The organism is Rhizobium sp. CC-YZS058 (genome assembly GCF_034720595.1).
Lineage (GTDB): Bacteria > Pseudomonadota > Alphaproteobacteria > Rhizobiales > Rhizobiaceae > Ferranicluibacter.
The window spans coordinates 4,253,416-4,273,282 of the sequence record NZ_JAYESJ010000001.1; the positions used below are offsets into that span (position 1 = coordinate 4,253,416).

Genomic DNA, 19,867 nt, shown 5'->3' on the forward strand with positions numbered 1-19,867 from the left:
GGTGGATCGATTGAAAGGTTACGCATGAAAGCGCTTCTCGCCCTCACCGCACTGTCCCTGCTGACACTCCCCTCATTCGCCGCACCGGCGGCGGCCGAGACCCGGATCGCTGTCAGCATGACGTCCTTCGACAACCCGTTCTTGACAATCCTGCTCAACGGCATCCGCGATGAAGCGGCGCGCGGTCAGGGGGTCGAACTGATTGCCGAGGATGCCCAGCTAGACCCGGCGAAACAGTTGAGCCAGGTGCAGAACTTCATAGCCAACGGCGTCGACGCCATCATCGTCAATCCGGTGGACGGCGACTCGACCGCCGCAATCACGCAGGCCGCGGCCGATGCCAAAGTTCCTCTCGTCTACGTCAACCATCCACCGGCCGAACTCGACGCCGGAATGCCGGACGGAACGGCGTTCGTCGGATCGAACGAAAAAGAATCCGGAACCATGGAAGCTGAAGCCGCCTGCAAGCTTCTAGGCGGACAGGGCACCGCGGTAATTCTCATGGGACCGCTCGAGAACCATGCCGCGCTCCAGCGGACCAGGGACGTCGAGGCGGCATTCTCGCAGCCGGAGTGCAAGATCGAGATCGTCGAGAAGCAGACGGCCAACTGGAACCGGACCCAGGCCCAAGATCTCGTGTCCTCCTGGCTCACCGCCGGCACGCAGTTCGATGCCGTCATCGCCAACAACGACGAGATGGCGATCGGGGCAGCCCAGGCCCTGAAGGCCGCCGGCGTTACGATGGACAAGGTGGTGATCGCAGGCATCGATGCCACTCCGGACGGGCTTGCAGCCATGAAGGCCGGCGACATCGATGTCACTGTCTATCAGAACGCGACCAAGCAGGGAGAGGTCTCGGTTCGGACCGCTATCAGACTCGCAGCAGGCGAGAAATCGGAGAAGACCCTCTGGGTGCCCTTCGAGCCCGTCACGCCCGAGACACTGGCCTCCTACACCAAGTGAGGCCTCGGGGGTCGCGGCCGAAGCCTCCCTTAGCCGCGACCCCGTCCCTTCCCGGCAGCGCCTGTCGAAGAGGCGGCACCGTCGCCCGAAACGCCTAAACCCCGAGGCAACCATGAAGATCGCCATTGACCCGTTTATGCACCGCCATCTCAGCCTCGAGACACTGCCGGCCAAGGTGAAGGAGCTCGGCTATGACTGGATCGAGCTTTCGCCGCGCGCCGACTTCCTCGAATGGTTCAAGGCACCGCGCGTCTTTCCCGAGCGCATCCGTTCGCTCAAGAAAGCGCTCAAGGAGGCCGATGTCGGCATCGCCTCTCTCTTGCCAATGTACCGCTGGGCCTCCAACGACGAGACCGAGCGCCAGGCGGCCGTCAAGCACTGGAAGCGCGCCATCGAGATCGCCGTCGAACTCGAAGTCGACACCATGAACTCTGAGTTCGGCCGAGGCCCGCATCCAGACAAGGGCTCCTGCTACTGCTGCCATACCGGTTCGATGATCGAGGCCTGCGAAGATGCCTGGTGGCGCTCGATGGAAGAGCTCGTGCCGATCTTCGAGCGCGAGGGCATTAACCTCCATGTCGAGCCGCATCCGGAAGACTGGTGCGAAGCGCTGCAGCCGGCGCTCGATATCATCCGCACCGTGAACTCCAAGCACGTCAAGTTCCTCTACTGCGCGCCGCATACCTTCTATTTCGGTGACGATACCAAGGCCATGCTGCGCGAGGCGAAGGACGTGCTCGCCCATGTGCATGTCGGCGACACCTTCAACCACAAGGCCAGTTCTGGCCTGCGCTACATCCTGAACCCGCCCGGCACACAGGCGCGCGTCCACCAGCACCTGAATATCGGCCAGGGCGAGGTTCCGTGGGACGACTTCTTCGGCACGCTCGCCGAAATTGGTTTCGACGGCATCATGACCGCCTGTGTTTTCGCCTGGGAAGACCGCGCCGACCAATCGGGCAAGTTCATGTGCGCCGAAATGAACAACTACATCACGAAATACAGCAAGTGAGGCTCATCCAATGACTGTCAGAATAGGTGTTATCGGCACCGGAGCTATCGGGCGCGAGCATGCCCGGCGCATCAATCAGGTACTCGGCGGGGCGAGGATCGTTGCACTCAGCGATGTGAACGTCGCCTCGGCCGAAGCGGTGAAGGCTGAGATCGCCCCCAAGGCAACAGTGTACGATACCGGGGAAGCGCTGATCGCCTCGCCGGATGTGGATGCCGTCCTCGTCACTTCCTGGGGGGCCACCCACGAACAATATGTGCTTGCGGCGATCGCCGCGGGCAAGCCTTGCTTTTGCGAGAAGCCGCTCGCCACCACGGCGGAAGGTGCCAAGCGCATCGTCGATCTAGAAGTCGGCTATGGAAAGCGTCTGGTCCAAGTCGGTTTCATGCGTCGCTATGATGCCGGCTATGTCGCCCTCAAGCAGGTAGTCGATAGCCAGATCGGCGCGCCGATCATGGTTCATGCGGCTCACCGCAACCCTGCCGTTCCAGAGCAGTATGTCACTCCCATGGCAATTCATGACACGATGATCCACGAGATCGACGTGCTGCGTTGGCTGCTCGACGACGATTACGTTTCCGCCCGCGTTCTTTATCCACGCTCGGCTGCCCTCAGCCATGCCAAACTGCGCGATCCCCAGGTTGTCATTCTGGAAACGGCTAAAGGCACGCTGATCGACGTCGAGATCTTCGTCAACTGCGCATACGGCTACGACATCCAGTGCGAAGTGGTCGGAGAGGAGGGCGTAGCCAGGCTGCCGGATCCGATGGCGATCGAGATGCGTCTCGGTGCCAGGAAACAGAACGCAATCCTGACCGACTGGAAGGACCGCTTCATCGCCAGCTACGACGTGGAGCTCCAGGACTTTATCAAGGCCGCGGCCGAGGGGACCGCCTCCGGGCCAAGTTCATGGGACGGCTACGTTGCGGCCATCACCTCGGATGCCTGCGTAGCCGCGCAGGATGCGGATGGTGCCGCCGTTCCGATCACTCTTCCCACCCGTCCCTCGCTCTACAAGTGAAAACTGTCATGCGCTTTGCCATCAACCACATCACTGCCCCCGGTCTCTCGCTGGAAGAGTTCTTCCGGGCGGCTCTTGCGCTCGGGCTGACCGAAGTCGAGATTCGGAACGATCTTCCCGATATCGTCGATACCATGACGCCGGAGTCGGTGAGGGCCGCCGCAGAGAAGGCGGGCGTCACGATCGTCTCCATCAACGCACTCTACCCATTCAACGTCTGGTCGGGTGATCTGCCACGCAAGGCTCTCGCGCTTGCCGACTATGCCGCCGCCGCCGGTGCGAAGGCGCTGGTCATGTGCCCGCTGAACGATGGAACGCCAGTTGCCTTCGAAGATCTCGTCAGCGCCCTCGTCGCCATGAAGCCGATCCTCGAGGAACGGGGCCTGATCGGCTTGGTGGAGCCCCTCGGCTTCCCGATCTCTTCGCTGCGCACCAAGGCAGAGGCGTTGCGTGCGATCGATGAAGCGGATGGCGAGGGTGTCTACAAGCTGGTCCATGACACCTTCCACCATCACCTGGCTGGCGAGACCGAGTTCTTCCCCGAGCGAACGGGTCTTGTCCACATTTCAGGCGTTGTCGAACCCCAGGTCGCTGTCGATGACATGCTCGACGCGCATCGGGTTCTGGTGGATGCGCGGGACCGGCTGGAAAACGTTGAGCAGATCCGCGTGCTCGTGGAGGCAGGCTTCCTAGGGCCATTCAGTTTCGAGCCTTTCGCGGAAGAGATTCACCGACTTGCCGACCCCGAAAGCGCGGTGCGTGACAGCATGCGCCATGTGACCGACGCGCTCTAATCGACCTCGCCGCATAGCTCGGACACGCGGCCATAGCCGCGCGATCGGCCGAAAGAGCCGGGTCATGGGGATCGCGGGCCTCCACAAGGCCCGCGTGGAGCGGATCGAAACCGTAGGTTCGCCTAAGGCGGAGGATGGAATGGACAAGACATTGGACGTGATCACGATCGGCCGCTCCTCGGTCGATCTCTACGGCGCACAGGTCGGCGGGCGGCTTGAGGACATGGGCTCCTTCCGAAAATATCTCGGCGGCTCGCCTACCAACATGGCTGCCGGCACCGCGCGCCTCGGCCTGCGTTCGGCGCTGATCACGCGCGTCGGCGACGAACACATGGGCCGCTTCATCCGCGAGGAACTGGCGCGCGAGGGGGTGGACGTGGCCGGCGTGAAGACGGATCCTGAACGCCTCACCGCACTCGTTCTGCTCGGCATCCGCGACGATGAGCGCTTTCCGCTCATCTTTTATCGCGAGAACTGCGCCGACATGGCGCTCAGCGAAGACGACATCGACGAGGCGCTGATCGCACGCGCCCGCTCCGTCGTGGCAACCGGCACCCATCTCAGCCATGTGCAAACCGAGAAGGCCGTCCTGAAGGCCCTCGATCTGGCCAGCAAGCACGGTGCCCGAACCGCCCTCGACATCGACTACCGGCCGAACCTCTGGGGCGTCGCTGGCCATGGCGACGGCGAAAGCCGTTTCGTGGAGAGCCGGCGCGTGACCGAGAAACTCCAGTCGACTCTGCATCTCTTCGATTTGATCGTCGGTACGGAAGAGGAGTTCCATATCGCCGGCGGCTCGACCGACACGATCGCGGCGCTCAATGCCGTGCGCGCCGTGTCGGAGGCGACGCTGGTTTGCAAGCGCGGGGCCGACGGCGCGGTCGCTTTCACCGGCGCGATTCCCGCGACGCTCGATGAAGGCGAGCGCGGTCCCGGCTTCCCGATCGAGGTCTTCAACGTGCTCGGTGCTGGAGACGGCTTCATGTCGGGCCTGATCAAGGGCTGGCTGGAAGACGCGCCATGGCCGCGCGCGCTTCAATATGCCAATGCCTGCGGCGCATTCGCGGTCAGCCGCCATGGCTGCGCGCCGGCCTATCCGTCGCTCGCGGAACTCGACTTCTTCCTCGACCGAGGGGTGACAACCAAAGCACTCCGCCAAGACAAGGCGCTTGAGCAGATCCACTGGTCGACGAACCGTCATGGCGACTGGTCGACCATGCGGGTCTTCGCCTTCGACCACCGCATGCAGCTCGAAACGATGGCTGGTGCGACGCCGGAGAAGATCGGTGCCTTCAAGCAGCTCTGCCTTCGCGCTGCACTCGGCGTGCAGAATGGGCATCCGGGATACGGCATTCTCTGCGACCATCGGCTCGGAAGGAAGGCGCTTCAGGCAGCCTCTGGAACTGGACTGTGGATCGGCCGTCCGGTCGAATGGCCGGGTTCCCGGCCGCTGACGCTCGAACCGGAAATCGGCGCGGACTTCGGCGGTCTCGACGAATGGCCGCTCGACAATGTCGTCAAGGTTCTCTGCTTCTGCCACCCCGACGACGACGCCGCCACGCAGGCCGCGCAGGAGGAGACGGTCAAGCGCATCTTCGCCTCCGCTCGCCGCAACCGCCTCGAATTCCTGTTGGAAATTATCCCCTCCAAAGTCGGCCCGGTCGACGACGCCACCACCGCGATCCTGATCCGCCGTTTCTACGAGATCGGCATCTATCCCGACTGGTGGAAGCTCGAGCCGATGGCCAGCCGCAGTGCGTGGGAACAGGCCTGTGCCGCGATCATCGAGAACGATCCGCACACACGCGGCATCGTCGTTCTTGGGCTCGATGCGCCGGAGGCGGAACTGGCGGCAAGCTTCGCGATCGCCGCCGACTTCCCGCTCGTGAAGGGCTTCGCGGTCGGCAGGACGATCTTCGCCAAGACGGCTGGGGAATGGCTGATGGACAGGCTGTCGGATGACGACGCCGTCGCGGAGATGCAGGCACGCTACCGACGGCTTTGCGACGTCTGGGACGCGGCGCGCGGCGGCGGCTTGCCACAGGAAGACACGGCGCAAGGCGCTGGACAGGACAAGTTTGCGGCGCAGACGTCGCAGGGAAGGCACTGACATGACGGATACGATTCGACTTACGGCGGCGCAGGCGATGTTCCGCTGGCTCTCGGTCCAGATGACCGAGGAGGGAGACCGCTTCATCGAGGGCGTCTGGGCGATCTTCGGCCATGGCAACGTCGCCGGCATCGGCGAGGCGTTGAAGGGGATCGGCGACAAGCTCCCGACCTGGCGTGGCCAGAACGAGCAGACCATGGCCCACGCTGCGATCGCCTATGCAAAGACGAAGCGCCGGCGGAAGGCCATGGCCGTCACGTCCTCGATCGGCCCCGGTGCCACGAACATGGTCACCGCGGCGGCGCTTGCCCATGTCAACCGCCTACCGGTGCTGTTCATCCCCGGTGACGTCTTCGCCAACCGTCGCCCCGACCCTGTGCTGCAGCAGATCGAGGACTTCGACGACGGTACGATGACCGTCACCGACTGCTTCCGCCCGGTCAGCCGCTACTTCGACCGGATCAGCCGGCCGGAACAGATCATGACCGCGCTGCCGCGCGCGCTGCAGGTGATGACGGATCCCGCAAACTGCGGTCCCGTGACGCTCGCCTTCTGCCAGGACGTGCAGGCCGAGGCTTACGACTATCCCAAAGCCTTCTTCACCCCGAAGACCTGGCGCATCCGCCGTCCGGAGCCCGATCCGCGTGAGGTGGACGACGTGGTCGCAGCGCTGAAGGCTTCTACGAAGCCTATCATCGTTGCCGGCGGCGGCGTGCTCTATTCGGGTGCGGACGCCGACCTCCTCACGTTCGCCAAGACCCACAATATCCCGATCGTCGAGACGCAGGCCGGCAAGGGTGCGATCGACTGGCAGGAGCGGCTGAACTTCGGCTCGCCCGGCGTGACAGGAACCGATTGTGGCAACAAGATCGCAGCCGAAGCTGACCTGATCCTCGGCGTGGGTACCCGCTTCCAGGACTTCACCACCGGAAGCTGGACCGCCTTCGGCAATCCCGACCGCAAGCTCGTCTCGGTCAACCTTACGGGCTACGACGCCGCCAAACACGGCGCGGTTCCGCTCGTCGCCGACGCCAAGGTCGCCCTGGCGCGCCTGACCCAAGGACTTCAGGGACATCGCTTCGCCGATCCGGATTACGCTGCGCGCGATGCGTGGTTCGAGGCGGCGGATGCCGCAACCGCAGCGCCGTCCGTATCGCAGCCGAACTTCCTGCCCTCCGACGCTCAGGTGATCGGCTCCGTGCAGAGGGTCGCCGAAAAGAATACGGTCGCGATGTGCGCGGCCGGCACCATGCCGGGCGCACTGCAGATCCTGTGGCGCGCGGCGTCGGGCGGCTACCACATGGAATATGGCTATTCCTGCATGGGCTACGAAGTGGCCGGTGCCTTCGGCATCAAGCTCGCCGCGCCCGAGAAGGACGTCATCTGCTTCGTCGGCGACGGCAGCTACATGATGGCCAATTCCGAGCTCGCCACTGCCGTGATGATGCGCGTGCCCTTCACGATCGTGCTGACCGACAATCGCGGCTATGGCTGCATCAATCGGCTGCAGCAGGAATGCGGCGGGGCTGAGTTCAACAACATGTACAAGGACTGCAACATCGAGGTGCAGCCGGAGATCGACTTCGTCACCCATGCGACCTCGATGGGCGCGCACGCGCTGAAGGTGCCAGATCTCGCGGGTCTCGAAGCGGAGATCGTAAGCGCGCGCAGCCGGAGCATCCCGACCGTTATCGTGATCGACACCGAGGCCGAGACAGGCCCCGGCATCGGCGGCGGCTGGTGGGATGTGGCGGTGCCCGCCGTCGGCGAGACAGAGACCCTGCGCAAGGCACGCGCCTATTACGAAGACAACCTGGCACGCCAGCGCCTCAACTGAATTGTGAGACATAACGTCAAGGACGCACACATGATTCTCTACGGAACCAACCCCATCGCTTGGTCCAACGACGACGATCAGACGATCGGCGCTCATCTTTCCCTCGACGACTGCCTTTCGGACTGCCGTAGAATCGGCTTCGACGGCATCGAGAAGGGCCACAAGATGCCGAATGAAGGAACTGCCCTGAAGGCTGCGCTCGGTGCATACGGTCTGCGCTTCGTCGGCGGCTGGCACTCGACCAACCTGCTCGTCAACGACCTGGAAACCGAGATTGCGGCCCTGCAAAGTTTTATCGAGATGACGAAGGCGGCCGGGGGCGATCATATCAATGCCTGCGAATGCTCGAACACGGTGCATGGGAGTGACGGAACGCCGGTCAACGACCGGCCTATCCTGACCGACGACCAGTGGACGCGCTTTTCTGAGGGATACGAGGTGCTGTCGCGCCACGCCGCGAGCCAGAACGTGCGGATGGGTTACCACCACCATATGGGAACGATCATCGAGAGCGCCGAAGACATAGAGCGGTTCATGGCCATGGCCGGCCCCCATACCCGGCTGCTCCTCGATACTGGCCATTGCACCTTCGGCGGTGCCGATCCGGCCGAGGTGGCGCGGCGATACATGGATCGGGTCTCGCATATCCACGCCAAGAACATCCGACCGGACATCATGCGGCAGGTGAGGGAGGAGAACCTTTCCTTCCTTGAGGGCGTCCGTCGTGGTGTCTTCACCGTACCCGGCGATCCGGAGGGCTGCGTCCAGTTCACACCCGTACTGAAGATCGCCGCTGACCACGGGTATTCCGGTTGGCTGGTGATCGAGGCCGAGCAGGACAGCGCTGTCCGGGAACCCTTCCACTATCAGGACATGGGCCTCAAGGCCCTCAAGGCGATCTCGCGCGATGTCGGGCTGGACAAGTCCGCCGGCGCGGAGTGAGGTGAGAGCATGGGCAGTCTCCGCCGTCGTCCTTTCGGCTCGCATGGCAAGGTCCATGAGATCACCCCACAATCGGCGGGCTGGCGCTATGTCGGCTTCAGCCTCTACCGCCTACGTCCCGGCGAGGCGATTTCCGAGACGACAGGGGACATGGAGGCCATTCTTGTCATGGTGGAGGGCAAGGCGCGCTTCACCGCGGCCGGCTCTGAGTGGGGCGAACTCGGTGAGAGGATGAGCGTCTTCGAGCGGACGCCGCCGCACTGCTTGTACGTGCCGAACGGCGAAAGCTGGGAGGCGACAGCCACGACCCACTGCGCCATCGCCGTTTGCCTCGCGCCGGGGCGAAGCGGCCATGGAGCCCGGCGGATCGGCCCGGATGGCATCGTGCTCACGCCGCGCGGTACTGGCGCGAACGAGCGCTTCATCAACAACATCGCCATGGAAGGCAATGATTTCTGCGACAGCTTGCTGGTCACCGAGGTCTTCACGCCCGCCGGCAACTGGTCGTCCTATCCGAGCCATCGCCATGACGAAGACGACGACCCGCGCATCACCTATCTGGAGGAGACATATTACCACCGGATCGACCCAGAGGACGGCTTTGCGCTTCAGCGTGTGTACACTGATGACGGGTCGCTCGACGAGACCATCGCGGTGAAGGACCACGACGTCGTGCTCGTGCCGCGCGGCCATCACCCTTGCGGTGCGCCATACGGTTTCGACCTCTATTACCTGAACGTCATGGCCGGGCCACTGCGAAAGTGGCGCTTCGTCCCTGATCCCGCCGTCCAGTTCATCCTCGATCGCGACCATAAATGATCGCGGGCATCGATTCCGGCTCCCCGACCAAAGGACAGCACAGTGCCGCTTATCAAGCTTCACATATACAGGGGTAGTCGAACCGCGGATGAGGTGGACAGGCTGCTCGATACGGTCCATGCGGCCATGCTCCACGCCTTTCGCGTCCCCGAGCGCGATCGTTACCAGATCCTCTTCGAACATGAGGACACGCATCTCATTGCGCAGGACACCGGACTGGGCTTCGCGCGCAGCGGTCGGTTCGTGATGATCGAAGTCATATCGAGGCCGCGCAGCAGAACCGACAAGCTCGCCTTCTACCAGGGCCTTGCGGAGCGGCTCTACGCCGACTGCGGTGTGGAGTCGTCCGACGTCATGGTGTCGATCGTGGAAAACCGCGACGAGGATTGGTCCTTTGGCGCAGGCGAGGCGCAGTTCGTCACGGGCGTACTATGAGGAAAACGACCAACGAACGGCGGGGGGCGGGGCAGACGGCTGTTGGCAAGGTGCATGGGGCAGCCGGCACGGTCACGCCACCTGCGACCTTCGAGGAGCTTCGCCTGGCAATCAACCTCCGGCATTCGCAGCTTCCCAAGCGCCTCGCCAGCGCCGCGCGTCTGGTGGTTGACAGGCCGGATCAGGTCGCGCTTGGCTCCGTCGCCTCGATCGCCATGGCGGCTGAAGTCGCGCCCTCGACGCTGATCCGCCTGGCGCAGCTCCTCGGCTTCGACGGTTTCAGTGCCATGCAGGACATTGTCCGCGACGCCGTGCGCGGGCGCTATGCGCTGCGCCTTTCGGATAGCCCGTCGGACGAAGGAACGCAGTCAGGCCGTCAGCGGCGCGAGCTCCATGAAACGATAGCCGCCGGTCACCTTGCTCTCGACACTCTGGTCGAGGGGAAAAGTCCGGAGGGCATCGAGACCGCCGCCGACATCCTTTCGGTTGCCAGATGTGTGTTTGTCCTGACCGGCAACCAAACCCTGCCGCTCGCCGCCCATCTCCACAATTGCTTCACGGGGCTCGGCATGCATTCGGTTATCCTTGAGGAGGGGCGGAATCGCGATCTTTTCTGCTTCGCGACGCTGGACGACGCCTGCGTGGTCATCGACCGCGCCGCTGCGCCGCATGTCGCTGACGCAGCGGCACTGCTGGCAGAGCGAGGCCTCCCGTTGATTCTGATCTCCGATTCCGACGTCTCACCTCTTTCGTCACACGCTACTGCTAGCTTCCGGGCAATGGAGGAGACCGAGCAAGGACTCTTGCGTATCACGGCCGGTATAGCGCTTGGTGAGGCGCTCGCGCTGGCCGCCTCCCGTATCGTGAATTCGAGGTCATCCTGACCGGTCTTCTCAGTCATCGTTCGATGAGGCCCGCTTTTTCGAAGTCGAGCTTCAGCGCGCTGCGGATCCCGTCTAGAAGCTCCATCGTATCGAGCGACGCCTGCGGCAGACGGCAGGTGGTCTCATGTAGGCCGCCGGCGATAGAGCGTGCGACCTCGGCGGCCTCGAAGCAGAGACCCTCGAAATGCGCCCCCCGCGCCTCCTCGTAACGCAGTCGGAGGTCGCCCTCGCGCGACCAGACTTCGAAACCGCCAGGGAGGTGGAACTCCGTATTGAAACGGATCGAGCCTCGCGTGCCGATGATAGCGGCATTCGCCGGTGTGAAGCCATAGAGCGAGGTCGACAGTGTTCCCATAGCACCCCGCTCGTTCGATAGAACGACTGAAAGCTGCCCGTTCACTCCGCTCGGATCCGGTTCCGCCAGGCCGACGATCGTCCTCGGCTTGCCAAGAAGCCAGACGAGTAGTGAGGCGGGGTAGGTTCCGAGATCCAGCAGCGGGCCGCCTGCAAGCGATTGGTCAAAGATCCGGTGTCCGCGAGGCAGGTACTCGCCGTACTCGGTGAAGACGGAAAGCACGTCGCCGATGACGCCTTCCTCGAGGATCTGGCGGAAGACATCGAACTTGGGTAGGAAATATGTCCATAATGCCTCCGCGAAGAAGACCCGTTTGGCCCGCGCGGCGCGCACCATCGCTTCGGCCTGGGCGCGGTTGAGCGCTACTGGCTTTTCCACCAGCACATGCTTGCCGGCCGCGATCGCCATCAGGGCGTGATCGTGGTGGAGATTGTGGGGCGTCGCGACATAGATCACGTCGATGTCTTCAGCCTCGACCAGCGCCTGATAGCTGCCGAAGGCCTTGGGAACGCCAAGGCGAGCGGCGAAGGCATCCGCTGCCTCCTGACTGCGCGACCCCACGGCAGTGATCTGCTGACGCGTGTGGGCCTTGACCGACCGGGTGAACTGTTCGGCGATCCAGCCGGAGCCGAGGACGCCCCAGCGTAGAATTGGAGCATCCATGGCATCGGGCGTACGGGCTGAGGGCAGATGGGTAGGGAAGGGCATGCGGCCTCCTTTCGATGCCTTGCTTGGCTACGGCGCGACCGTCTGCCAGCTTTCGGTTTCAACAGAGCGTTCCATCGCATCGATGATCCGTTCGTTGGCAAGACCGAATGCGAAATTCGGGTAACAGTCAGTCCCGTTCACGATGCCCTCGATCAGGTCACGTACCTCGATGACCTTCACATCGAAATAGCCAAGCCCGCCGCCCGCGAAGTCGAAGCCGAAGAACGCGGAAAACTGTGGAACCTGGCTGCCGGCGTAGATGGTCTTGAATCCCCGGTCGGGCTTGGGATCACTGAAGCGCGAGATCTTCAGCTCGTTGAAGCGCTCGCCATCCATGATGATCGTGCCTTCGGTTCCGGACACTTCCCAATAGATGCCGAAAACCTTCCCGGCGGAGACCCGCGAAGCCTCGATCGTGCCGCCCGCGCCGCTCTTGAACCGGATCAAGGTCTGGATCTGGTCCTCGTTTTCGACCATGGCGCGCGGAGCGTTCTCGCCTGCCGAGGCACCGTAGCCCGAGCCGCCATCCGGCACGGGGCGGGTCGGAAAGAAAAGTTGCGTCTGTGCGACGACCTTGTCGATGTCCCCCATGAGATACTGTGCGACTGAGATCACATGGCTGCCGAGATCGCCGAGCGCACCCGACCCGGCTTCCTTGCGCGTGCATCTCCAGGAGAAAGGCAGGTCCGGATCGTTGAAGAAGCCTTGGTCGAACCAACCGCGGAAGCGCATCGGCGTCCCGATCTCGCCGCGTTCGACGAGGATCTTGGCGAGCATCGCGGCTGGCGTCTTGATGTTGTTGAAGGCCACCATCGTCTTCACGCCCCGACGCCGGGCGGCCTCCGCCATCTCCTCCGCCTGCTCCAGCGTGACGGAAAGCGGCTTCTCGCAGTAGACGTGCTTGCCGGCCGCGATCGCCGCCAGCGCCATCTCGTGATGGAGCGCGTTCGGCGATGTGATGTCGACGACATCGACTTCGGGATCTGTGACGAGATCGCGCCAGTTCCCGGTGCTACGGGCGAAGCCATACCGTGCGGCGGCGCGCGCCGCGAGTGCCTCGTTGGCATCGGCCAGTACGGCAAGACGCGGAACGGCCGGCAGGTCACTGTAGAGCATGGCCGCGCGACGATAGGCGTCAGCATGGGCCTGACCCATGAAGCCGGAGCCGATCAGGCCGATATTGAGGGTTTTTCCGCTCATGACGATGTCCTCCTTCCGGGTTCAGCCGGCAAATGTTTCCATGACGTGCCGGAAGGCACGCGTGACCGCCGGAAGCGGTGGGGCGATGGCCGGATCCTGCTCGGCTTCCACGACCAGCCAGCCGCGATAGTCGCGGCTGCGCACGAACCGAGCCAGAGGCCCGAATTCCACCATCCCGTCGCCAGGCACGGTGAAAAGCCCGCCGCGAACCGCCCCGTTGAAGCTCAGATCCAGTTCCCGTACTTTCTCGAGGATCGGCTTCCGCACGTCCTTGAGATGGATGTGGACGATCCGCCCGCCGAAGCGGTCGATCAGGCGCTGGTAATCGAAGCCGGCCGCTGCCGCGTGGCCGGTGTCCAGCAACAGGCCGACCTCCGGCCCCGCGCGATCGAAGAGTGCCGAGATCTCGTCGAAAGTCTCGGCCACCATCATCAGGTGATGGTGATAGGCGAGCGTGAGCCCGTATTCGCCCGCCAGCCGGCGGGCGAACTCGCTCAACCGGCCGGCGTAGGCGTCAACTGCCGTTTGCGGCATGACCGTTCGTGTGGACATGGCGACGTCGAGTGGGGCATCTGATGCCATCATCGCGGTCTCGCCGTAGACCATGACCCGCGCTCCCATGTCTCGGAGCAGCGCGGCATGCGCGGCGACCGCCGACATCTCGCTCTCTACTTCACCCTCGGCGAGTCGGCCGGAATGCCAGCCCGAGGCGAGCGCGAGGCCGCGGCCTTCGAGAAGAGGCGCGAGGACCGCCGCGCTGCGCGGCATCTTGCGGCCGAGTTCGACGCCCTGGTAATTCGCGGCCGCCGCCTCGTCGAGGCAGGTCTCGAGAGGGATGTCGGCTCCCAGATCCTCGAGCACGTCGTTCGCCCAGGAGAGCGGACTGACGGCGAGGCGTACCCCTTCAGGAAGGGCCACTGTGTTGGTGGTTCTCATCATCTGTCTCCGAAGGAAGGGGTCGTCAGGGACGCCAGTCCGCCCCGATGTTCACCGGCTGACCGGATTTCACTGACAGTAGCGCCGCCTCGGCGATACGCTGTGCCTCCAGCCCATCGCGGATGCCGGCCAGAGGGGGCGGCCCCCCGTTGAGGTGATCGATGAAACCGGCCATTTCCGCGCGGTACGCTGTCGAGAACCGTTCGATGAAATAGTTCATCGGGGGGGATGCGCGAAAGCCGGTCCCGTCGCCGATCGTTACCCCGCGCTGCGGCCGGTTCTCGACGTAGAGGACTTCCCTGCTGCACAGGGCCTCCAGCCGCTGGTCGTATCCGAAGGGTCCGCGGCGGCAGTTTACCATCTGTACGAAACGCCCGGACACCGAGATCAGCGTCACCATGGCCGTGTCGATATCGCCCGCCGCGCCGATCTCCGGATCGATCATGCAATCGCCCACCGCGTAGACAGTCGCGATCTCCTCGCCGAGGATGTAGCGGGCCATGTCGAAATCGTGGATCGCCTGGTCCCGGAACATGCCCCCGGAACGTTCGATGTAACTGCGCGGCGGGGGGGCGGGGTCGCGCGTATGCATGACGACGTGCTCGAGATCCCCGGCTTCCCCGCTGGCAATCCGCTCGCGCACGAATCGGAAGTCAGGGTCGTAGCGGCGCTGGAAAGCCAGCAGACATGGCACGCCTGACGCTTCGACGACTTTTGCTACCTTTTCCGTCGTATGGAAGTCGAGGGAGACGGGCTTCTCGCAGAAGATGGCGAGGCCTGCCTTGGCCGCGGTCAGCAGGAGGTCGGCATGGGTATCGGTGGAACTCGCGATCACGACGCCGTCGATGCTTCCATCGGCGAATACGGCCTCCGTTGAAACGATCTGCGCGTCGAGAGCGCGCGCCAAGGTCGCGCGGGCGTCGCTCTCGACAGGATCGACGATGTAGCGGACGTTCACATCGGGCAATTCCGCGGCGTTGCGCGCGTGCACGCCGCCGATCCGGCCCGCGCCGAAAACAGCGAGATTCTTCATCGTTCTCCCCGACCCTCCAACGACGTCGAAGCCGTTCATCAATTCAGTGATCATAGAAACTTGTTGACGAGGCAGAACGCCAATGTTGAAGACTTTTGCTCAAATGGAGGTGCCATGGCCAAGAAGACGTCCCTCGATGTAGCGAAAGCGGCCGGCGTCTCGCTGTCTACAGTCGATCGCGTGCTCAACGGGCGCGGCGGTGTCAGTGAGGACAAGGAACGCAAGGTGCTCGCCGCGGCACGCAGCCTTCAGATCAACCGCGTGCTTGACACGCGCGCGGTCCGCACCCTTCGTATCGCTGTCTTCCTGCAGTCGCAGGACAACCCGTACCACGCTGCCCTCCAGGAGGGGTTCGAGGCCGCTAACCGCGACGGCGGGCGCTACAATCTCCGTTTCGAGATACATCACATCGATCCCCCACGCCCTGCCGCCACTGCCCGGCTCGTCTATGCGGTTGCAGGACGCTGCGACGGAATAGTGATCGTCAGTTCGCAGGACGAGGAGATCGCGGCCGCTCTGAGGAATTTCGGTCAGTCGGGCAAACCGGTGCTTACGTTGGCCACAGACCTACGTAATGCCGGGAGGACTGCGTATGTGGGACCCGACAACCGCATGGCAGGTCGCGTCGCGGGCGACCTGATGGGAAGGTTGCTCGGCCGCGAGGGTGGCGAGATCGTCGTCATCTCGGGCATGCTCTCCATGATCGGTCACGAGGAACGTGAAATGGGCTTCCGCGCGGTGCTGCGCGAGCGTCACCCGGCCTGTAGGATCGCGGAGGTCATGCAGAGCATGGAGCGCAGCGAGCTCGCGGGCGACCTCGTCTTCACCGCGTTGAGAAGCAATCCCCATGTGAGGGGGATATACAACGTTTCGGCCGGAGCGCAGCCGGTGGTCGACGCGATAAGGCGGCTGAACAAGAGCAGGGACGTCGTATTCATCACCCACGAGCTTACAGAGGATCGCCGCCGCCTTATGCGTCAGGGTCTGATCGACGCCGTTCTCGACCAGGATGCCAAGCTCGAAGTCGATCTTGCGATCGCGAGCCTTGCGTTTCACTTCGCCCGTCGTGATAGGGCACCTGAAACACTCATCACCCCTACCCGGATATTCATGATGGAAAACGCGTGACAAGGAACTGCGAAGACGTGAGCGAATATTCGATCGGTAATCGCGATGGATTTTCGATTCCTTATTCGCTTTTAGAATATAATAGAATTTTATTTTAATAAACGTTTATTAAGACGGGCGAGGGCAGATTCATCCGGTTCGGTTTCCAGACTCGATATCCGGGGTGCGTAATGTTCGTTGATCGCCTTCTGTCCCATCTCAGTGTCCAAACGAAAGTCATATTCTTTCTCCTGCCTTTCGTGCTGAGTATATCGGCCGTCGGATTGACTGGTCTCTGGGCCTCCGGGCTGCTTGAGAAGCGGATAGAGACATCGAACGACGTCGTTCAGACACTGACGGGTTTCCGTGAGCTCACCACGAGCATGAGCCGGTTCCTATCGGAAACGACAGAGGCCGGACTCGCCGAGGTCAGAAATCGCATTGCACGTCAGCAGGATACACTTTCCCTGATGCTCGATAAGGCCCGCAAGCATGGCGATGACGCCTTGGACATCGTCGACGCGGGAGCCATGATTGCAAAGACCAAGGATTATCTAGATGTCCTTTGGTCCCTCCACAGCAGCAAGACCGAGCTGGAAGCACGTATACAGAAGAGCGTCAGTTCGATAGTCGCCTCGCAGTCGACCATCGCGGAAGCGCTGAAGAGGGTGCAGCGGGAATATCAGGACGACGACGCCGCGGCGAAGGGACTCCTGCGTGACGTCGCCGGCTTTCGCGCCTTGCAGGCGACGGCTGAAGCCGCGCGAGATGCCTTCGCTTCCGCGCCCGCCGTCTCGGACAAGCGCGGCGCGGTGGAAACAGCGCTTCCGGAATTGAAGAAGCGGATCAGGGTGAGCGCCATGGCGCTTTCCGAACAGGAACGGCCGATCGCCAGATCTCTGGAAGACATGCTGGCGAAGCTCAAAAAGTCGGTTGAAGCGAACGATCTCTCGGCACAGGCGGTGTCGGACATCGGAGCGACGCTTACGCAGTTCAACGAGAAATGCGGCGAGCTCGAGCCGATAATTCTCCGCAAGCTCAACGAAGCTACCATTCGCTTCGCCGCCATCTCGGCACCTGCCGAAAAGATGATGGCGGTGCTCGCCGACGGCCGACAGCTCATCACTTCCGGCTACTCGATACAAATCATCATGGCACGCTTCCTCGTGCAGCCTACACCCGAGAACCAGATAAGGCTGAAGCAAGAAATCGTTTCCATTGGTAAGGATCTGGCCAAGCTCGAGCGGAACGCCGGCGACCTTCCCTTCTACGCCGGGCTGAATGCGAAGCTCGTGCCGGCGCTGACCAGTCTCGACGAGGCGAGCCTTAGTCTCGTCGATGTGAGCCGGAACCGCATGTCGACGTTCGCACAGGCCGCGAGCGAGATTGACGCTGTGTGGCAGAGACTGGTCGCGTTTGCGGAGAGGCAGAAGGAAAGTGCGAGCAGGGCGCGGCGCGATGCCAACTCTCTTTCGCTTGGCACCACGACGCTCGGCATCGTCATTTCTATTTTCGCGGGTATCGGACTGGTTCTGACGTTCAAGAAGCCGATCGGCCAGATCACTGCCGCCATGCGGCGTCTGGCGGAAGGTGTGCTCGACATCCAGATCTCTGGGGAAGCACGGAAAGACGAGATCGGCGACATGGCTCGTGCACTCGGGATCTTCAAGGCGAACGCCATCTCGAAGCGGGAGACGGAGCAGGCGAGTGAAAGCCTGCGAGCCCTAGCCGATGAGGAGCGACGCCACAGCGAGGCGGAGAAACTCGCCATCGACCGCCAGATCGCCCACGCGGTCGAAGCCTTGGGAGCAGGTCTAGAGCGTTTGGCGAAGGGGGACATTTCCCAGCCGATTGAAACCGCATTCGAAGGCCGCCTCGAGCGATTGAGAACCGACTTCAACCAATCGCTCGAGCGGTTGCAGGCGACAATGCGGCAGGTCAGGGAGAATACTGTCATGATCCAGCACAACGCGTCGGAAATGAGTGCCGCTGCCGATGATCTCGCTCATCGCACCGAACAGCAAGCCGCTTCGCTCGAGGAAACGGCGGCTGCAGTCGATGAAGTTACGGCCACGGTACGCGCGTCGGCTGTTCAAACGGAGGAAGTCGACCAGATCGTTCGTAATTCCAAGGAAAGCGCCGACGCTTCTCTTTCGGTCATGGAGAAGGCCATCGCCGCCATGGGGCGGATAGAAGAGGCTTCGGATCAGATCGTTCAGATCATCGAGGTCATGGACGAGATCGCTTTTCAGACCAACCTCCTAGCTTTGAACGCGGGGATCGAAGCGGCGCGGGCCGGCGAAAGCGGAAAAGGCTTTGCGGTGGTCGCTCAGGAAGTCCGGGAACTGGCCCAGCGTTCCGGCCATGCCGCCGGCCAGATCAAAGGTCTGATTTCCAGGGCGAGGGGCGAGGTCTCAGTCGGAGCCGATCTGGTGCAGCAGACCGGTATGGTTCTTTCTCGGATGTCCATCGATATTGTTTCGGTCAGTGAACGCGTCGGATCGATCTCGATGGCGTCGCGCGATCAGTCGACCGCCTTATCGGAGGTCAATAGCGCGATCAATCGAATGGACCAGACGACCCAGAGGAACGCTGCCATGGTTGAGGAGACAAGCGCCGCGACCCGACTTCTCGCTCAGGAGGCGGCGGCTCTCATGGAAATCGTTGGTCGATTCCGGCTAGAGCGTCATGACAACGCTGGACCTGAAGCGACCCGCAAGGCCGCGTGATGGCCGCGTCGATGAGTCCGAACGCTGGAGGAAATGAGAACCATGCTGATACGTGAGCGCACGCAACATCGATTCGGCAGGCGATGGCAACGTGTTTTGGTAGCTCTGTTTGTGAGTTTGCGCTTACAGGTCCTGTCGACAGGCTGTCGACACTGTCGTCAAGCGATCGTCCACGACTCGGACGGATGGGATGCGTACGAAAAACTTGCAGTCATCTATAGCGCGGCGTTAGCTGACTTCCTTGAGATTCGGGATCGCCTGATCCAATGTCTCTCGCGAGTGGAGATAACGATATGGACGTACGGCTATTCAAGCAGGTGCGAGCCGCCTGTAACGCCAGCACCGAAAAAGTCGCTGACGGGCTTGTCGGAACCATTGTCGAGATCGGCGGCGACCCTCTCACCGTCCGGAAGGCTAAGGATCGGCTGAGCGCGGTGCTGCAGAAAGCTCGGAATGGCGTCCCGCAGCTCGTCGGTGGTCCGAAGAAGGGCGAAGAGATGGCCGTCGTGATCTCGGTCAGGGATCTGGCGGAACTCGTCGTCGCGGCCCGGCAGCAGGAGACATTGGGGGAAGCGCTCGACGCTATCGGCTTCAAGCCGTATCGTGGTGCCCACATCCTCGTAGGTCAGAGCCGGAAGCGCGAGCGTCTGAAGCGCAGCGGCGACGCCCCCAGTGCTGCGACAGCAAACTGACGCTCGGTCCAGCTCCCGACCCGGACCCCGCTGCTGAGGCGTAGCCGGTGATCACTCCCGCTAGGCGTCTATGAGCATCGCCGCAGTTACTAGGTCGCCACCGCAGTAAGCATCGGCGAGTGTTCTTATCACGTCAGCCCAGTCGGCATGATCGCAGTCTTCAATGCTGGACGATTGTTGGGGTGAAGTCGACAAGCGAAACACATCGGACTTGGTCATTTGCCCCGGCCGGAACGTTTCGACAAGATGAATGAGAATTACCGAGTCGGAGCCGGGTATAGAGAACCTGT

The 19,867-nt window shown here is 62.7% G+C and carries 17 protein-coding genes; 13 read left to right on the top strand and 4 right to left on the bottom strand.

The annotated features are described in order from the left end of the window. The first annotated feature begins 24 nt into the window (after nucleotides 1-24). The 10 genes from U8330_RS20125 (at nucleotide 25) to U8330_RS20170 (ending at nucleotide 10,817) form a co-directional block, all read left to right on the top strand. Nucleotides 25-963, top strand: a complete 939-nt coding sequence (locus tag U8330_RS20125; RefSeq protein ID WP_323107034.1) for a sugar ABC transporter substrate-binding protein — start codon at nucleotides 25-27, stop codon at nucleotides 961-963. 112 nt (nucleotides 964-1,075) lie between these two features. Beyond that, on the top strand, nucleotides 1,076-1,975 hold the full coding sequence (locus U8330_RS20130) for a sugar phosphate isomerase/epimerase (RefSeq protein WP_323107035.1): 900 nt from the start codon (nucleotides 1,076-1,078) through the stop codon (nucleotides 1,973-1,975). 10 nt (nucleotides 1,976-1,985) lie between these two features. Beyond that, on the top strand, nucleotides 1,986-2,996 hold the full coding sequence (locus U8330_RS20135) for a Gfo/Idh/MocA family oxidoreductase (protein WP_323107036.1): 1,011 nt from the start codon (nucleotides 1,986-1,988) through the stop codon (nucleotides 2,994-2,996). A gap of 8 nt (nucleotides 2,997-3,004) precedes the next feature. After that, a complete protein-coding gene (locus U8330_RS20140) occupies nucleotides 3,005-3,790 on the top strand; it encodes a TIM barrel protein (RefSeq protein WP_323107037.1) in 786 nt (261 codons plus the stop codon). Nucleotides 3,791-3,929: 139 nt separating this feature from the next. Further along, the gene (locus tag U8330_RS20145; RefSeq protein ID WP_323107038.1) at nucleotides 3,930-5,900 is read left to right on the top strand and encodes a bifunctional 5-dehydro-2-deoxygluconokinase/5-dehydro-2-deoxyphosphogluconate aldolase; all 1,971 of its coding nucleotides are present in this window, start codon (nucleotides 3,930-3,932) and stop codon (nucleotides 5,898-5,900) included. A 1-nt stretch (nucleotide 5,901) separates the two neighbouring features. Then, nucleotides 5,902-7,737 (top strand): 3D-(3,5/4)-trihydroxycyclohexane-1,2-dione acylhydrolase (decyclizing), encoded by a 1,836-nt coding sequence (iolD, locus tag U8330_RS20150; protein WP_323107040.1) that lies wholly within the window; start codon nucleotides 5,902-5,904, stop codon nucleotides 7,735-7,737. 30 nt (nucleotides 7,738-7,767) lie between these two features. Then, nucleotides 7,768-8,679 (top strand): myo-inosose-2 dehydratase, encoded by a 912-nt coding sequence (iolE, locus tag U8330_RS20155; RefSeq protein ID WP_323107042.1) that lies wholly within the window; start codon nucleotides 7,768-7,770, stop codon nucleotides 8,677-8,679. Nucleotides 8,680-8,688: 9 nt separating this feature from the next. Next, entirely contained in the window at nucleotides 8,689-9,498 is an 810-nt protein-coding gene (gene iolB / locus U8330_RS20160) for a 5-deoxy-glucuronate isomerase (protein WP_323107043.1), read from the top strand. A 42-nt stretch (nucleotides 9,499-9,540) separates the two neighbouring features. Beyond that, complete coding sequence (locus tag U8330_RS20165) at nucleotides 9,541-9,933, top strand: tautomerase family protein (protein WP_323107044.1); 393 nt, start codon at nucleotides 9,541-9,543, stop codon at nucleotides 9,931-9,933. Further along, on the top strand, nucleotides 9,930-10,817 hold the full coding sequence (locus U8330_RS20170; protein ID WP_323107045.1) for a MurR/RpiR family transcriptional regulator: 888 nt from the start codon (nucleotides 9,930-9,932) through the stop codon (nucleotides 10,815-10,817). The genes U8330_RS20165 and U8330_RS20170 overlap by 4 nt, the downstream gene beginning before the upstream one ends. A 13-nt stretch (nucleotides 10,818-10,830) precedes the next feature. Here the strand turns inward: U8330_RS20170 and U8330_RS20175 are convergent, their stop codons facing one another. Genes U8330_RS20175 through iolG form a run of 4 tightly spaced genes read right to left on the bottom strand, consistent with a single transcriptional unit; the run spans nucleotide 10,831 to nucleotide 15,103 of the window. Further along, nucleotides 10,831-11,880 (bottom strand): Gfo/Idh/MocA family oxidoreductase, encoded by a 1,050-nt coding sequence (locus tag U8330_RS20175; RefSeq protein WP_323107046.1) that lies wholly within the window; start codon nucleotides 11,878-11,880, stop codon nucleotides 10,831-10,833. 27 nt (nucleotides 11,881-11,907) lie between these two features. Continuing rightward, nucleotides 11,908-13,080 carry a Gfo/Idh/MocA family oxidoreductase gene (locus U8330_RS20180; RefSeq protein ID WP_323107047.1) on the bottom strand — a complete coding sequence of 391 codons (1,173 nt, stop codon included), beginning with the start codon at nucleotides 13,078-13,080 and terminating at the stop codon, nucleotides 11,908-11,910. A 21-nt stretch (nucleotides 13,081-13,101) separates the two neighbouring features. After that, nucleotides 13,102-13,998 (bottom strand): myo-inosose-2 dehydratase, encoded by an 897-nt coding sequence (iolE, locus tag U8330_RS20185; RefSeq protein ID WP_416236888.1) that lies wholly within the window; start codon nucleotides 13,996-13,998, stop codon nucleotides 13,102-13,104. Between the two features lie 43 nt (nucleotides 13,999-14,041). Then, complete coding sequence (gene iolG, locus U8330_RS20190) at nucleotides 14,042-15,103, bottom strand: inositol 2-dehydrogenase (protein ID WP_323107048.1); 1,062 nt, start codon at nucleotides 15,101-15,103, stop codon at nucleotides 14,042-14,044. 60 nt (nucleotides 15,104-15,163) lie between these two features. Here iolG and U8330_RS20195 point away from each other — a divergent pair, with 60 nt between their 5' ends. From U8330_RS20195 to U8330_RS20205, 3 genes are all read left to right on the top strand, one after another. After that, entirely contained in the window at nucleotides 15,164-16,177 is a 1,014-nt protein-coding gene (locus U8330_RS20195; RefSeq protein ID WP_323107049.1) for a LacI family DNA-binding transcriptional regulator, read from the top strand. A 170-nt stretch (nucleotides 16,178-16,347) separates the two neighbouring features. Further along, complete coding sequence (locus U8330_RS20200) at nucleotides 16,348-18,885, top strand: methyl-accepting chemotaxis protein (RefSeq protein WP_323107050.1); 2,538 nt, start codon at nucleotides 16,348-16,350, stop codon at nucleotides 18,883-18,885. A gap of 293 nt (nucleotides 18,886-19,178) precedes the next feature. Continuing rightward, entirely contained in the window at nucleotides 19,179-19,577 is a 399-nt protein-coding gene (locus tag U8330_RS20205) for a hypothetical protein (protein ID WP_323107051.1), read from the top strand. The last annotated feature ends 290 nt before the right edge of the window (nucleotides 19,578-19,867 follow it).

Coding starts and splice junctions, on each gene's coding strand:
- U8330_RS20125 (WP_323107034.1), top strand. CDS start 25: ATGAAAGCGCTTCTCGCCCTCACCGCACTGTCCCTGCTGACACTCCCC.
- U8330_RS20130 (WP_323107035.1), top strand. CDS start 1,076: ATGAAGATCGCCATTGACCCGTTTATGCACCGCCATCTCAGCCTCGAG.
- U8330_RS20135 (WP_323107036.1), top strand. CDS start 1,986: ATGACTGTCAGAATAGGTGTTATCGGCACCGGAGCTATCGGGCGCGAG.
- U8330_RS20140 (WP_323107037.1), top strand. CDS start 3,005: ATGCGCTTTGCCATCAACCACATCACTGCCCCCGGTCTCTCGCTGGAA.
- U8330_RS20145 (WP_323107038.1), top strand. CDS start 3,930: ATGGACAAGACATTGGACGTGATCACGATCGGCCGCTCCTCGGTCGAT.
- iolD (WP_323107040.1), top strand. CDS start 5,902: ATGACGGATACGATTCGACTTACGGCGGCGCAGGCGATGTTCCGCTGG.
- iolE (WP_323107042.1), top strand. CDS start 7,768: ATGATTCTCTACGGAACCAACCCCATCGCTTGGTCCAACGACGACGAT.
- iolB (WP_323107043.1), top strand. CDS start 8,689: ATGGGCAGTCTCCGCCGTCGTCCTTTCGGCTCGCATGGCAAGGTCCAT.
- U8330_RS20170 (WP_323107045.1), top strand. CDS start 9,930: ATGAGGAAAACGACCAACGAACGGCGGGGGGCGGGGCAGACGGCTGTT.
- U8330_RS20175 (WP_323107046.1), bottom strand. CDS start 11,880: ATGCCCTTCCCTACCCATCTGCCCTCAGCCCGTACGCCCGATGCCATG.
- U8330_RS20180 (WP_323107047.1), bottom strand. CDS start 13,080: ATGAGCGGAAAAACCCTCAATATCGGCCTGATCGGCTCCGGCTTCATG.
- iolG (WP_323107048.1), bottom strand. CDS start 15,103: ATGATCACTGAATTGATGAACGGCTTCGACGTCGTTGGAGGGTCGGGG.
- U8330_RS20195 (WP_323107049.1), top strand. CDS start 15,164: ATGGCCAAGAAGACGTCCCTCGATGTAGCGAAAGCGGCCGGCGTCTCG.
- U8330_RS20200 (WP_323107050.1), top strand. CDS start 16,348: ATGTTCGTTGATCGCCTTCTGTCCCATCTCAGTGTCCAAACGAAAGTC.
- U8330_RS20205 (WP_323107051.1), top strand. CDS start 19,179: ATGGACGTACGGCTATTCAAGCAGGTGCGAGCCGCCTGTAACGCCAGC.